Below are 14,537 nucleotides of genomic sequence, written 5' to 3' on the forward strand. Positions count from 1 at the left end.
ATTAAGCCGGGTTACAACTAACCAGCATACTGCACAATTTAAACAAACACCTGGCGCCAACATTTTCGTCCCATTCATCATGACTAACGCCTACTTCATTCAGATCGAAGCCCACTATCTTACGGCCGCTTTGCATCAATAATTTAAAGATATAAAATACCTGCTCGGTTTCGAAACCGCCTTGCACAGGTGTACCTGTGTGCGGACATAATTTGGGGTCCAGTCCGTCAATATCAAAACTGATAAATACAGTTTGTGGTAACTGGTTGATTATTTCATTTGCGATCTCCTTCCAGGTTAGCCCTTCATATTGGCGCTCCCGGATATCCTTATCAAAATAAGTAACTACCCTTTCTTTATTAAGCGCTATATAATCCCATTCTTCTTCACAATAATCTCTTACGCCCACCTGAACCAGTTTGGTTAACTGCGGAATTTCTTCCAGCGCATTATACATGATCGATGCATGAGAATAATTAAAATTTTCATACGCCTTTCTTAAATCACAGTGGGCATCAATTTGTAAAATCCCAAAGTCTCCGTGTTTCTTTGCGATGGCTTTAAAAAACCCCAACGGTGTGCTGTGATCTCCGCCAAGTAATCCGACTAATTTTCCCGCGTCCAGCAAATCTTTCGTTTGCTCGTATACCCAGTCGTTCAAGAAAACACTGCCGGCATTTACTTCCCGCAATGTTTTGCTCATGAACTTATTGTCGTTTACCTCTTCCCCTTCTGAAATATAATTGATGTATAACTCTGCTTCCTTGCGCAGGTAATCGCTTTTCATCAGAATTTTTTTATCGCAGGGACGCATAAAAAAACCCTGTTTCCAGGCGTCTTTTAATTCAGGATCAAACAAATCCACCTGCAGGCTAGCCTTGAAAACATGTTCGGGAGCCCTTGCTGTACCTGCATTGTAACTTACTGTAACTTCCCATGGAACCGGTATTATCACCAGCCTCGCATCTTCTTCTGTAAAAGGTAAACCAAAAATATTATTGTTGGGGTTGCCAACTGAATTGGGATCAAAATGAGAGAGGTCTGTCATCAGTAATAATTATTGAATGAATTGTGTCATTTTTACACATGCAAAACGGCGGCAAAGATAACAGATACCAAACAAACCAACGATGAAATTGTTAACAAGATACCCAGCATAATCATACTTTTTGCTGATTTAAATTATGGCCGTCGCAGCTTGTTTTGCTTTACCTTTGCGGCGTTAAAGTGAACGTCATGAAAAAATCGCACATTATTCTTTTAGTAGTCATTGCCATTGCCATCGGAACCCTGATTATGCTTTCAGTGGATTTTTCGACCTATGATACGGTTGCCTCCGCCCGGCAAAAACAAGGCAAATTTGTTCATTTAATCGCCAAACTGGACAGAACAAGTCCGCTGGATTATGATCCGGCAAAAAACCCCAACTATTTGTCTTTTATTGCCAAAGACAGCTTGGGTAATGTTACCAAAGTTGTTTACCATAACACAAAACCTGCAGAGCTGGAACAAAGTGAAAGAATGGTGTTAAAAGGCAAAATGCAGGGCGATGTTTTTGAATGCAGCGACATCCTGTTAAAATGCCCCAGTAAGTATAAAGACGACAAAAAACAGCTTGAGAAAACAGTTGGAGAAAAATCTTAACGGGTTATAAGTTTTGCGTGATAAGTTATAAGTTTTAACGGCTCTTCATTGCAATGCACCATTTTCATTTTTTTACTTTTTAATTTTTACTTTTCAACCTAGGTCCACCTGGCTTTAGCATCAATACTTAAACAAACCACCCATGCAATTTGAAGGAGAACACTTGTGGATAGGAACCACAGGTCATATTTTTATATTGGTTGCTTTTACAGCCTCTTTGCTTGCTACCATTGCTTACGCCATCGCAGCCGCCAAAAAGGACGCTGCGGAAAAATATTCCTGGATTAAATACGCAAGGGTTAGTTTTTTTATACAATGTGCCGCTGTACTGGCGGTGTTCGGTTGTATTTTTTACATCTGCTCCAACCATTATTTAGAATACCTCTACGCCTATAAACATACTTCCAAAGAATTGGAATATAAATACCTGCTGGCCTGTATTTGGGAAGACCAGAGTGGTAGCTTTTTATTGTGGTCTATCTGGCATTGTGTGTTGGGAATTATATTGATTAATAAAACAAAAGAATGGGAAGCGCCGGTAATGTCGGTGGTGAGTTTTGCACAGGTATTTTTAGCCATGATGATTATGGGGTTATACATTTTGGGCACCAAGATTGGCAACAGTCCTTTTGTATTAACCCGCAACGAAATCAACGGACCTATTTTTGGAAGATCCGACTACCTGAGTTTAATTAAAGATGGCGTTGGATTAAATGTTTTATTGCGTAATTACTGGATGGTAATTCACCCGCCGGTGTTGTTTTTGGGGTTTGCCTCTACAATCGTACCTTTTGCATTTGCGTATGCAGGCATACAAACCAAACGTTTTGGCGACTGGATAAAACCAGTACTGCCCTATGCATTGTTCAGCGCTGCAGTATTGGGTGTGGGTATTATGATGGGTGGCAAATGGGCGTACGAATCTTTATCTTTTGGTGGTTACTGGGCCTGGGACCCGGTTGAGAATGCATCGCTTGTTCCATGGCTGATATTAATTGCCGGACTGCACACCATGGTAATTTATAAAGCTACCGGCCACTCTTTAAGGGCCAGTTACCTCTTTACCATTCTTTCTTTTATATTTGTTTTATACAGCACCTTTTTAACCCGTACCGGTGTATTGGGTGATACGTCTGTACATGCATTTACTGAAGCAGGCAAAGCGATGAATATTCTGATCTTTTCGTTCATGGCGGTATTTACAATTGCTTCACTTACTTTGTTTTTTATCAACCTTAAAAAAATCCCGGCCATCCATACAGAGGAGGCCAGCAGCAGCCGTGAGTTCTGGATGTTTATCGGGTCACTGGTTTTCTTTTTGTCAGCCCTGTTTATTATCGCCAAAACATCGGTGCCGGTAATTAACGCGGTATTAGGTACAAAGATGGCACCGCCCGAAGATGCTGAATTTTCTTACAATAAAGTAATGGTACTGGTTGCAGTAATTATCGGTTTACTGAGCGCCGTTACCCAATATCTGAAGTACAAAAGCACACCGTCTTCATACACGTTAAAAAAGATTGCACTGCCCACCCTTATTGCCGCAGTTATTACCGGTTTGCTGGCTGTCATTTATCCGCTAACTTATTACAAACAAGGTCCGGGATTTTTGGTTGCTTTGTATTTTGCCTTGTTCGCTTCTATTTATTCTGTGGTTGCAAATGCAAGCTATATCTGGAGCGGACTGAATGGCAAATTAAAAGGAGCCGGCGGTTCTATAGCACATTTGGGTTTTACTTTAATGATTGCGGGCATGCTTATTTCCGCAGGTAATAAGGAGGTGATCAGCGTAGAAAAATTTAAAGATTTTAATATCCCGATGGGTATTGATCCGCTTACCAAACAACAGGATATTGCATCAGAAAATATTAATTTGATAAAGCAGGTACCTAAAAAAATGGGGCCTTATGATGTAACCTATTTATACGATAGTGCAGGCCTTGAAACCGGCAAACGTTTTTACCATTTGTTGTTTCAGAAAAAAGATAGCGCTACAAAAAAAATTACTGAATCTTTTGTATTAAACCCGGATGTATACCTCATGAAAAACAACAACATGAGCAGTAATCCCGATACAAAAAATTATTTATCGCATGATGTATTTACGTATATCTCCTACGCCTTAAGTCCTGACAGGGAAAAAGATACCAGTTCTTTTAAGGTACATGAAGTAACCAATGGCGATACCATCTTTTATTCAAAGGGATATATGGTGCTGGATGATGTAATTAAAAACCCTGCCAGCAACAAATTCAATATTCCCTTAACCGGCCCCGCGGTAACTGCTAACCTTAGCATTACCAGTAACGAAAATGAATTGTACAAAGCCGCTCCGATGATTCTGATTGACAGCATGGGCATTAATCAAATAGATGATACAGTGTACGGTCAAAACCTGTACATCAAATTTGCCGGTGTGAGCTCTGATCAGAAAAAAATTAAAATCGCTGTAAAAGAATCTGAAAAGATGATTGATTTTGTAACACTAAAGGCCTATATATTTCCTTACATCAACCTGGTATGGATTGGCCTCGTGGTAATGGCCATCGGCTTAATTATGAGCATGATCCGCAGGGCGAATATGTCTTCCAAAGCAGGTGCCATAACGCTGCTGCTTGTCGCTGCAGGAATGTTTTATATGTTTTTGCTGGCGAATTAAATCGCAGGATAGAAACACGGATGACGCTGATTGTGCGGATAGAAACGTATATTGCTTTTAACATCCTTAATCTGCATCCATCTGCATAAAGTAACCCGAAAATAGCTTTTTAATTAAATCGCAGCTCTACACCCATTCCAATTTAGACACTTATTGGAACCCGGTACAAATTCCAAACAATAATTTACGTGTTATAATGTTAGCCTGTAACATTATTGTACAACAAATGTTACAGGCTGCCTGCGGTATGCATTCACTTTGCGGCCATATTGAATAGCAGGTTCCCATGCCGGCCCGTTTTGTATTATTCTAATTACCTCCTGCTCCATACCATAACCATGCTTTGTTTCTGAAGTTACATTACTGATACTGCCATCCTTTGCAACAATAAAGCGAACTATAACCTGGTAAATTCCGTTCCGTGCTCCATTATTCACAGGTGTTGAAGCGTTCAATGTTTGTTCAAGATATCTTCGCCATAGAATTTCTCCTCCTGAGAACTGTGCTTCTTTTTCTTCTCTTGTAAAAAGAGAATCAATCATCACCCGTCCTGAATCATAACTTTTTAAAATCCCATTTTGCCCCTTAAAATAAACCTCTGTTTTCAATTCCCCTTTTTCATTGTAAGACATTCTTTTTAAGATGTCCGTCAAGCTATCTTCATACGAGTAGTAACTCATCTGTCCATTTTTGTAATAATTGAATACCGATTTTGTGACAGCTTTACCGGTCTGAAATATTGAAGAGTCACTCTTCCTGCCGGCAGAATCCCATTTTTCCCAAAGACCGCTTTGCTCATCATTTAAATAAGTACCCTGCTCTTGTATGGATCCGTCTGCGTAAAACTTTGAAAATTCCCCCTGCATTTTAGACAGCGAAGAATCTGTATAATGTGCCGACATCAATAAGCTGCCGCCCTTCTTTAAAAAATAATCAAGACGGAATAACCCATCATCTTCTTTACCTCCCTTTCCAATGACAACTGCTTTAGAAGCTTTTGTGATTGCGAGCTGGTCATCAAAATAATAAACATACTGAGCGTGACAATTTGAAATTGTAGCAAACAAAATAATTGTGAAAAACAACAAATACTTCTTCATTAATTGGTGCGAATGCATATTTAGGATGACAGGCAGGTTTAAAAGAAAAAATTTCAACAAATCAAAACAAACGTGCTAAAATAGAAATGTATTTTGATGCTTATAAATACCTGGATATTTTTAAAGTTTATAAATCAGCGCTTCATAAGGCCGCAATGTAACTACCGATGCGTACTTATTTTTTTGAGGCACTTTGTCATAATTACATAAAACCAGTTGTGCTGTTGATATGTTGGAGGAAAGGTTTACGCGGGCAGCGGTCTTTGTAAAGTTCAGCAACACCAGCATTTTTTGTCCTGCCAATTCTCTCGTATAGGCGTACACGTCAGGATTGGTTTTATCCAGTTCATTATATTTTCCGTACACCAGCAGTTGGTTTTGTTTACGCAGTTTTGTAAGCTTGCGAAAATAATTCAACACACTGTTGGGATCATTTTGCTCTGCAGCATAATTGATGACTTTGTAATTTGGGTTCACATTTATCCAGGGTGTACCACTTGTAAAACCTGCATTGGTACTGCCGTTCCATTGAAAGGGTGTGCGGCCGTTATCACGGGATCCGAACTTCAACTGCTCCATAAATAGTTGAATATCGCCACCGGTATTCTTCAGCCGCTGGTATTCATTCAGCGCGGCCATGTCTTTATAATCCTCTATTTTGTCAAAGCCGGCATTGGTCATTCCCAGTTCATCACCGTTGTAATAATAGGGTGTTCCCCGCATGGTCATAATAAATGTGGACAACATTTTAGACGACAGTTCCCTGAATTCCGGACTGTCATTTCCAAACCTGCTTACCATTCTTGCCTGGTCGTGATTGGCTAAAAAAACAGCTACCCAGCCCTTGTTTGCAAACGCACTGTCCCACCGGCTGAACAATTCCTTAAAACGCAACAGGCTGTACCCTTCCGGCTTTGGCATGTCGACTGCATCAAAAGGATAGGCCATGTTCAGTTCATTGCGATCGGCATCTACCAGGTTATGCGCATCTTTAAATGAATTGCCCGCACCTTCTGCAACACTCATTACATTGTATTTGCTGAAAACTTCCTTATTCATTTCCTGCAGGTAACCATGTAAGTTACCCTGCATGGAATAGTATGGCATAAAGTTTTTTTCATAACCTTCGGGCAATGCCGGAAAGCTGGTGTCTTTAGCCGCAAAACCAAATGCATCCAGCCTGAAACCATCGATACCTTTATCAGCCCAGAATTTCATGATGTCGTACACTTCATGACGCAACTTCGGATTCTCCCAGTTTAAATCGGGTTGTTTGCGGGAAAAATAATGCAGGTAATATGCATTGGTAAGAGAATCATATTTCCAGGCATCATGATTTACGTCAAACAAACTGTAACGGTAAGGCGGCTTACCGCGTTCTGCATTCCACCAATGATAATAATCACGATAAGGGCTGGTTCTGGAAGTTCTGCTTTGTTTAAACCACTCATGTTCGTCACTGCTGTGGTTTACCACCAGGTCCATTACCAGTTTAATCCCCCGCTGGTGCAGGCCTTTCAGCAAAGCATCAAAATCGGCCATGGTACCAAAATCTTTCATAATGCCACGGTAGTCGCTTACATCGTAACCATTGTCATCGTTGGGAGAACTGTAAATTGGATTGATCCAGACTGCTGTAACACCCAAGCTTTTAATATAATCCAGTTTGGAAATAATACCTTTTAAATCACCGATACCGTCGCCATCACTGTCTTTAAAACTACGCGGATAAATCTGGTATACGATGGCTTCCTTCCACCATTTTTTTACATTGGATTCCGGTATATCCGACTGACAAATGGCTGTTTGGGTGCAGCTGAACAGACAGGTAAAAACAAAGATTAATGACAAAAGATACAATCTCATAAAATCATTTTTTGCAGTCGTAACGAGTTACAAATTATAATTTATGCCCCTTTTAAATGCTCAATTTTATTTTCAATCGCTTGCTTGTCTGTTTGTGTTTTTGCAAGGCGAAGTGCTGCTTCATAATTAGCTTTTGCCTTAGCATTGTCAATGCCAGTATACAACTCACCCAGCAGTACAAAATAAAAGTGGTTGCCTGGCAATACCAATTTTTCCGCTTCTTTTATGGCTTCGGCTTTGCTTCTTGCACGCGAAAGCGCATAGGTTCTGTTAAGTGCAGCAATGGGCGAATAGTTGATTTGAAGCAACTGGTTAAAAAGCTGTAAAATATTTTCCCATTTTTCTATCGTATCTGTTTTGATCGTGTGCCAGTAAGCAATGCTGGCTTCTAGGTGATATTTTGTAAGATCGTTACCTGTTGATGCCCGGTGAAGAAAATAACCACCTTTTGAAATCAATTCATAATCCCACAATGTTTCATTTTGATCTGCATATAAAATGAGTTCCCCGCTCTCACTTTTTCTTGCTTCAAACCTGGATGCCTGGAAACACATTAAAGCATACAAAGCGTTCACGGCAGGCAGATTCGTTGATTCATTTTCTACAAGCAACAATGTAAGCCGCATTGCTTCCAGGCAAAGTTCGTTGCGGATGACCGCATCTTTACTTGCTGAATAGTAGCCTTCGTTAAATAACAAATACAAAGTAGTTAAAACTGTTTCCAGACGTTGGGCTAATTGATGTGCTCCGGGAAATTCGATGGCCACTTTTTCAATCCTTAATTTTTCTTTGGCCCTTTGCAGCCGTTTATTGATGGTTTCCTTATTGGTTAAAAAAGCAGCTGCAATTTCATCAATGCCAAAGCCGCAAAGAATACGTAAGGCCAATGCTGTTTGTGCTGAAGGAGAAATTACAGGGCTACAAATGGCAAACAACATTTGCAGTTGGCTGTCGGTAATATTCTGGTCAGATAAATCAATATTAATCTCCTCCGTTGCCGGGCTTGTATATTTTAAGCGGGATAAAATGTGTTCAGTAAATGTTGAATGACGGTGAAAGTAATTGCTGGCCTTGTTCTTTGCAACCGTATACAACCAGGCTGTTGGATTCCCGGGAATGCCTTTGTAGGTCCAGGTTTCAAGGGCGGATAAAAAAGTTTCGCTGGCGAGGTCTTCCGCTATTTCAATATGTTCAATGCCAAACAACCTGCACAGTACCGCTGTTATCTTCCGGTATTCTGTTCTGAATAAATGCGGTATCAGCTGTTGTTGTTCCATAAAAAAACGGCACAAATAGTTTCACACAAAGTAACAAAGGATACAAAGAACACAGCATTGTACTTTGTGTGAAACATGTTTTAATTAACTTAATGCACGCCATCTCTTTTAGCAACTTTTCTAACCTCCACAGTATTGCCTTCGCCCTGCAACACCGGGCACCCTTTGGCAAATTCCACCGCCTCTTCAACAGAGTCTGCCTTAACGGTCATAAACCCGCCAATGGTTTCCTTTATCTCGCCAAAAGGGCCGTCAGTAACCATCCTGGTGGAGTGCACCACTCTCGCATCATCAAAAGGCAAACCTGTACCGCTGACAAATTTGTTCTGCGCTGCTATACCTCCGATCCAGTCCATCGTTTGTTTCATCCAGATCTGCATTTGCTCAGGCGAAGCAATTTTACTTCCATCCTGGTGCCGCATAATTAATAAGAATTCGTCCATGATTTTTAGATTTTAAGTGTTTTAAATAATGATGTTCTCTTCTATAACAAACGAAAAGAAATAAACAGGACATCCGAAAAAAAATTTACCCTTTGAACGGGCGCAAAATACCTGCCGCCAATAGCCCTGCAACCATAACCATACCTGGCAGGTCATGATTAACAATATGCAGTAAAGACATTCAAATTTAAACTCCCTCCACTATAATCATTTTAGTAGTTGCCGCTCTTTGCCTTATAGCCTTAGCAGTAGTGTAGATGCCGGAACTCCACCATTCTTTTGCCCTTTCAACAGAAGGAAATTCAAGTACCACTATCCGTTCTGGATTCCAGTCGCCTTCAAGAGATGCAGCCTGCCCTCCTCTTACTACAAACCGGCCATCGTAAGCTGCGATGGCCGCTGGCGTTAATTTTTTATATTCTTCATATGCCGCCGGATCGGTAATAGTTACTTCAACAATAACATAAGCTGCCATAATAGTAGTTTAATTTTTAAGTAGATAAATTTATTGTCATTTTACATTGTTTACAAAAAATTGAACCAGCAGAATTAGCTATTTATTTCGATTTTTTTACCTCGTACACTATTTTATTGACAAATAAAATCTGCTATTGAATATATTGCTTCAGCCATTCCCTGGCTGCAATATCATCCGAAAAACTTTTCATCGGTATGGGTGGCGGTTTTACCGCAAATAAAATATTCATGATAAATTTTGAAAGCCCCGGCTTTGAAACCATTGCCATTGCTGAGTAAATAACAGGCAGCGTTTCGGTAGCAAATTTCCTTGCCGCTTTATCGGGTACCGGTGAATTGGACAAATAGATTAACAACGGCACTGGCTGATTGCCGGTAATCTGCCGGATCAATGCTGCATTGCTCCTGATATTCTCCACGGTTCGTTTGGGACTTTTAGAAAGAGACACCAATATGCCATCCTCCCACCAATAGCGGGCAATATCACTTTCGAATATTTCTCTGTTTGCCGGAGGCTCAATCATAAAGGTTACTTGTGAAGTGTTGAATTCAAGTGAGTGGTAAGTTGTGAATAGTGAATGAAATACACAGCGCTGAAGTTATTCATTATTGACCATAGACAACTCGCACTTTATATTTCTCCAAGCTGATGTTTTGTAAACGCTTCATCAATTACATTGCCTGTATTTAAAACAGTATCCGGTTCAAACAACATTACTTCCACCTCTTGTTCTGCTACGGGCCGGTGTTCTGTACCTTTTGGAATGATGATAAAATCGCCTTCGTACAGTGTAATTGTTTTATCCCTGAGCTCCATGTTAAATTCGCCTTTTATTACCGTAAACATTTCATCTTCTTCGTCATGTTTGTGCCATACAAATTCGCCCTTAAATTTTACCAGCTTAACTAACTGACCATTTAATTTACCGGCAATCCGCGGATTCCAATAATCGGCAAACGAATCCATTTTTTGCCGGATATTTACTTTTTCGATTGCCATGATACAAATGATTAATTGATAAACAAAGTACGTTAACGAACGCATTTATTTTTTGGTTTTACAATAAATGTCCGATGCTTCTACCGGGTGTTTTTTATAAAGATCAACATTATTTAAACTCTTGGTGGCACTCCAGTTGAGCCTATTTTACCTAAAAAATACACATCATGTTCTTTTCCCCTGATGCCGGTTGGTATAAAATAACATGATGGTCCTTAATTCCAAGCTCATAAAAATATTTCATCCTGAAATAGTCATGGGCGTTTCCACTTTCCAGGCTACCTGCAAAATAAAAGCCCCCAATAATATAACAACTAAAAGAAATTGTTTTTACCGTTGATATAAAAACCTGAATCACGGATCGCCGACGGGCAATGGCTGTGCATGCAAATGAGACACAACCTGTTACAAACACCCGAAAAAACACCGGTTGATTTGAACGAAGTAAGAACGTTGATGTCACATACCGCCAACGCAGCAATGTTTATCAAAAGTTCCGCACCATCCAAATTGATCATTCAATAAACAGAGTAGTAACTTCAAGCCGGTTATTATCCGGATCCAGCGTTTCAAATTCATAGTATCCATCGCCGGTTCTTCTCGGGCCGCTTAAAATAACAAAGCCGGCCGCTTTTAACTGCGCCGCTTTTTCTTCCACAGCCTGCATAGTATCCACACCAAATGCCAGGTGAATTATTCCACGATGTTGTTTTACAATGGTGTCATTTAAATTGGGCGGAATGACGGGCATCTCCATAATTTCCAGCCGGGCACCGGATTTAAAACTTATAAAATAACTGTGAAACTGCTTTTTTTCGTTGGTGTATTTATCATTTGCAACACCATTAAAATACTGGATATAAAAATCTTTCAGCGCTTCCAGCTGATCCGTCCATATGGCAACGTGTTCTAAGGTCATATTTTTTATTTTACAAAGAAAGGATGTAATATATGCTGTAACCCCAATATTCTGAATGACTATTTTGTATTTTTTGGAGGACTTTTCAACTGCAACTTTATTGCAGGCCGGGCACTTTTTACCATGCGTATTCCGGTAAATACTTCGATCTCGAAAATACCGAAATGGGAACAAAATAACCACCCTTTATTTTTAAGGTATTTTAAAATTGGCTACCTTGCTGCTATCAATTTCTTTTCATGCGTAAGTTATTTTTATTCTCCCATTTTGTTGCTATTTCTGTACTCATTTTATCCTGTCACTCCAGCTACCAGGCTAAATCGGTTCAATATAAAGACTACCGTATAACACAGGCGGATGCTGCAAAAACAAGCGGCAATGCGGATATCAATGCGCTGTTAAAGCCATACGCTGACAGTGTAAATAAAAGCATGAATGATGAAATTGCTGTTGCTGCCACCATGCTTGAAAAAAAGCAGCCTGAAGGCCCGCTGGGTGATGTACTGGCCGATGCAATGCTAGCTATGTCAAAAGAAAAATTTAATACACAAATTGATGCTGCTTTTATGAACTATGGCGGTATCAGGCTGTCGTCCATTCCTCCGGGTAGCATCACGCGGGGTAAGATATTTGAACTGTCGCCATTTGACAACAATATTGTTGTTTTGAAATTGAGCGGCAAAATTGTTTCTCAATTTTTAAATCATGTTGCCAGCAGAAATGGATGGCCCTGTGCCGGACTTTCTTTCCAGATAAAAAATAAGACTGCTGTTAACATTGTGATTGCGGGCAAACCTTTTGATGAACAAAAAGAATACGTTTTTGCCTTGCCTGATTATGTAGCGAATGGCGGTGATGACTGCACAATGTTTGCAGACATTCCCCAACAAAATATCGGCTATCTTTTACGGGATTCCATCTTACAATATTTTTTCAAACTACACAAAGAAGGAAAGCAAATTACCGCTTCCAACGAAAACAGGATAACCAATGCAGAGTAGAAGAAAATTTTTACAACAAACCTCGCTTGCAGCAGCGGCACTCATTACTTCCAATTCATTGCTGGGCGAAACTAAGGGTGCAGCTGACATTACCAGGCTGACCATTTTACATACCAACGATGTGCATAGCCGCCTGGATCCCTTCCCGATGGATGGTGGTAAAAACCAGGGCTTGGGTGGTGTTGCAGCCAGGGCTGATTTGATAAAAAAAATCCGCAGTGAAGAACAGCATGTGTTGCTGCTGGATGCAGGTGATATTTTTCAGGGTACCCCCTATTTTAATTTATACAAAGGCGAGCCGGAAATGAAGGCAATGGCTGCCATGAACTACGATGCAGTCACAATGGGCAATCATGATTTTGATGGCGGACTCGAAAACTTTGCCACACAACTACAGTTTGCCAACTTTCCCGTATTGCTGTGCAACTATGATTTCAGTGGCACACCGATGGAATCTAAATACAAGCCCTATAAAATTTTCAACAAAGGGAAATTAAAAATTGGTGTTACTGGCCTGGGTATTGAAATGAAAGGCCTGGTGCCAGATGCACTGTATGGCAACACCAAGTATCTTGACCCCGTAGCCAACTTAAACCGTACCGCAGCCATGCTGAAGAAAGAAAAAGGCTGCGACCTGGTAATTTGCTTAAGTCACCTGGGATACAAATATGGGCCGGCCGAAAATAAAATCAGCGATGTTTTACTGGCTAAGGAAACTGAATATGTGGATTTAATTATTGGCGGACACACCCATACTTTTTTAGATGCACCGGTACTGGCAAAAAATAAAAACGGAGCCGATATTTTAATTAACCAGGTAGGCTGGGCGGGCATTATACTCGGCAGGTTAGATTTTGAATTTTCGAAACTGAAGGGTAAAAATTTATCCACTGCACATACGTTGGTTGTTGGTAAACGGGAAGCTGAATAAACGGGGCACTTTATAACCAACCGTTGCCAGCACGGTATGGAGATCCAGTAAACAAAAGATCCGGCTTAAGCAGCCTGTCAATCTATTGACCCTTTTGTTTTTTAGAAGGCTTCGCCAGCTTATTGTACTCCAATGCCAGCTTTATCCAATACTCCAGTTTCTTTTTAGTACCCAAGGCTTCAATATCAACCCAGGCATATCCTTTCATTACTTTCTTTGTAAAATCCATTGGCCGGCAGCCTTCTTTTTCCATTACCTCATCCGCTACAGCCGGATCAAATCTTACCATCAATCTCTCCGGCCTCACACCAACGCACATTTTATCGTTCACCATAAAACACACGCCACCGAACATTTTTTTCTCTTCTACATTTTTATAGGTAATGGCAATGATTTCTCTAACCCGGTCTATTAATTGTTTATCGGGTAACATTGACGCTTCAAATTAATGTTGTGAATTAATATTTTATCCACTCCGTATTCTGAATTGCAGAATACCGGTCGTAACAATCGTCCTGCAAAAGTTTTAGAGCTAACTTAGCGCCACTGATGGTAAACCCGTATTTTCCAGGGGTAGGGTCGCAACCACTTTGTCCATCAATTTTTATTAAGGTAAGTGACGTGTCTGACTTTGTATAAGTCATTCTTTCAATCATGGTGCTGTCAGCAACGGTATACACCAGAACAGTGTCCTTTCTAAAATCAATCGCCGTAGTGGTAGGCCCATTACTTAGCTGCAACGAAGTTTTCCACCTGGTATCCCGGAGTTGTGCAGTAATAGTTGTAAAAACAAATGCCGTCAAAGCAGATAATAATATCTTTTTCATTTTTGGTAATTTTTAAAGTGATGAATGTTACTAAAATTTTAATTAAACACCCCCTACAGAAGTTGTTAATAAATTCCGTTGCCGGTTAACTAAGAATAAATTTAATGAAACCTGGGGATTTTTTCGATGAACACTTCTCGTCTATTATGCGATACCTCCTTCTTATACCCCAGTTATGGTGGACATTACAATATTCTCCAAATTCTCAAGAATACAATTGTGATGGCGACTATGCTCAAAAGAAATGCAGTAAAGTTACAGGCATGCCAGCGTTTTACAGTCACCCAAACCAGACTCATTGAAATGCCCCCTAATGCAACTACGTAATACTGATATCCAAATTGGTATAATTCCTTTAACCCGAACAGGGCGCTCGTTTTGCCACCTGATCTG

15 protein-coding genes are annotated in these 14,537 nt (G+C 40.2%); 4 read left to right on the top strand and 11 right to left on the bottom strand.

Annotated features, from left to right (window positions below; all coding sequences use genetic code 11):
- Position 1 precedes the first annotated feature (1 nt).
- Positions 2 to 1,048: an agmatinase family protein gene (locus JWR61_RS11575; RefSeq protein ID WP_301927967.1), complete on the bottom strand. Its 1,047-nt coding sequence runs from the start codon at positions 1,046 to 1,048 to the stop codon at positions 2 to 4.
- A 188-nt stretch (positions 1,049 to 1,236) separates the two neighbouring features.
- On the opposite strand from JWR61_RS11575, the gene JWR61_RS11580 reads away from it, so the two are divergent.
- Together JWR61_RS11580 and ccsA are read left to right on the top strand one after the other, a co-directional pair.
- Complete coding sequence (locus tag JWR61_RS11580; RefSeq protein ID WP_290336406.1) at positions 1,237 to 1,644, top strand: cytochrome c maturation protein CcmE; 408 nt, start codon at positions 1,237 to 1,239, stop codon at positions 1,642 to 1,644.
- Between the two features lie 142 nt (positions 1,645 to 1,786).
- A complete protein-coding gene (ccsA, locus tag JWR61_RS11585; RefSeq protein WP_301927968.1) occupies positions 1,787 to 4,303 on the top strand; it encodes a cytochrome c biogenesis protein CcsA in 2,517 nt (838 codons plus the stop codon).
- A gap of 212 nt (positions 4,304 to 4,515) precedes the next feature.
- On the opposite strand, the gene JWR61_RS11590 is transcribed toward ccsA, so the two are convergent.
- The 8 genes from JWR61_RS11590 to JWR61_RS11625 all read right to left on the bottom strand — a co-directional run bounded on the left by JWR61_RS11590 (position 4,516) and on the right by JWR61_RS11625 (position 11,385).
- Positions 4,516 to 5,403 (bottom strand): energy transducer TonB, encoded by an 888-nt coding sequence (locus JWR61_RS11590; protein ID WP_301927969.1) that lies wholly within the window; start codon positions 5,401 to 5,403, stop codon positions 4,516 to 4,518.
- Positions 5,404 to 5,523: 120 nt separating this feature from the next.
- Complete coding sequence (locus JWR61_RS11595; RefSeq protein WP_301927970.1) at positions 5,524 to 7,269, bottom strand: alpha-glucosidase; 1,746 nt, start codon at positions 7,267 to 7,269, stop codon at positions 5,524 to 5,526.
- Between the two features lie 41 nt (positions 7,270 to 7,310).
- Entirely contained in the window at positions 7,311 to 8,546 is a 1,236-nt protein-coding gene (locus JWR61_RS11600) for an RNA polymerase sigma factor (protein ID WP_301927971.1), read from the bottom strand.
- Between the two features lie 89 nt (positions 8,547 to 8,635).
- Positions 8,636 to 8,989, bottom strand: a complete 354-nt coding sequence (locus JWR61_RS11605; protein ID WP_290336411.1) for a YciI family protein — start codon at positions 8,987 to 8,989, stop codon at positions 8,636 to 8,638.
- Between the two features lie 187 nt (positions 8,990 to 9,176).
- Entirely contained in the window at positions 9,177 to 9,464 is a 288-nt protein-coding gene (locus JWR61_RS11610) for a DUF1330 domain-containing protein (RefSeq protein WP_301927972.1), read from the bottom strand.
- 133 nt (positions 9,465 to 9,597) lie between these two features.
- Positions 9,598 to 9,990 (bottom strand): STAS/SEC14 domain-containing protein, encoded by a 393-nt coding sequence (locus JWR61_RS11615; RefSeq protein WP_301927973.1) that lies wholly within the window; start codon positions 9,988 to 9,990, stop codon positions 9,598 to 9,600.
- 107 nt (positions 9,991 to 10,097) lie between these two features.
- Entirely contained in the window at positions 10,098 to 10,466 is a 369-nt protein-coding gene (locus tag JWR61_RS11620) for a cupin domain-containing protein (protein WP_301927974.1), read from the bottom strand.
- 514 nt (positions 10,467 to 10,980) lie between these two features.
- A complete protein-coding gene (locus JWR61_RS11625) occupies positions 10,981 to 11,385 on the bottom strand; it encodes a VOC family protein (RefSeq protein ID WP_301927975.1) in 405 nt (134 codons plus the stop codon).
- Between the two features lie 239 nt (positions 11,386 to 11,624).
- Here JWR61_RS11625 and JWR61_RS11630 point away from each other — a divergent pair, with 239 nt between their 5' ends.
- Together JWR61_RS11630 and JWR61_RS11635 are read left to right on the top strand one after the other, a co-directional pair.
- Positions 11,625 to 12,386 (top strand): 5'-nucleotidase C-terminal domain-containing protein, encoded by a 762-nt coding sequence (locus tag JWR61_RS11630; protein WP_301927976.1) that lies wholly within the window; start codon positions 11,625 to 11,627, stop codon positions 12,384 to 12,386.
- Complete coding sequence (locus tag JWR61_RS11635; protein ID WP_301927977.1) at positions 12,376 to 13,317, top strand: bifunctional UDP-sugar hydrolase/5'-nucleotidase; 942 nt, start codon at positions 12,376 to 12,378, stop codon at positions 13,315 to 13,317. Before JWR61_RS11630 ends, JWR61_RS11635 begins: the two co-directional genes overlap by 11 nt.
- Before the next feature lie 82 nt (positions 13,318 to 13,399).
- On the opposite strand, the gene JWR61_RS11640 is transcribed toward JWR61_RS11635, so the two are convergent.
- Entirely contained in the window at positions 13,400 to 13,750 is a 351-nt protein-coding gene (locus JWR61_RS11640; RefSeq protein WP_301927978.1) for a TfoX/Sxy family protein, read from the bottom strand.
- Between the two features lie 25 nt (positions 13,751 to 13,775).
- On the bottom strand, positions 13,776 to 14,144 hold the full coding sequence (locus JWR61_RS11645; RefSeq protein WP_301927979.1) for a hypothetical protein: 369 nt from the start codon (positions 14,142 to 14,144) through the stop codon (positions 13,776 to 13,778).
- Between the last annotated feature and the right edge of the window lie 393 nt (positions 14,145 to 14,537).

It is taken from the genome of Ferruginibacter sp. (assembly GCF_028288465.1).
In the GTDB taxonomy this organism is placed as follows: Bacteria; Bacteroidota; Bacteroidia; order Chitinophagales; family Chitinophagaceae; genus Ferruginibacter.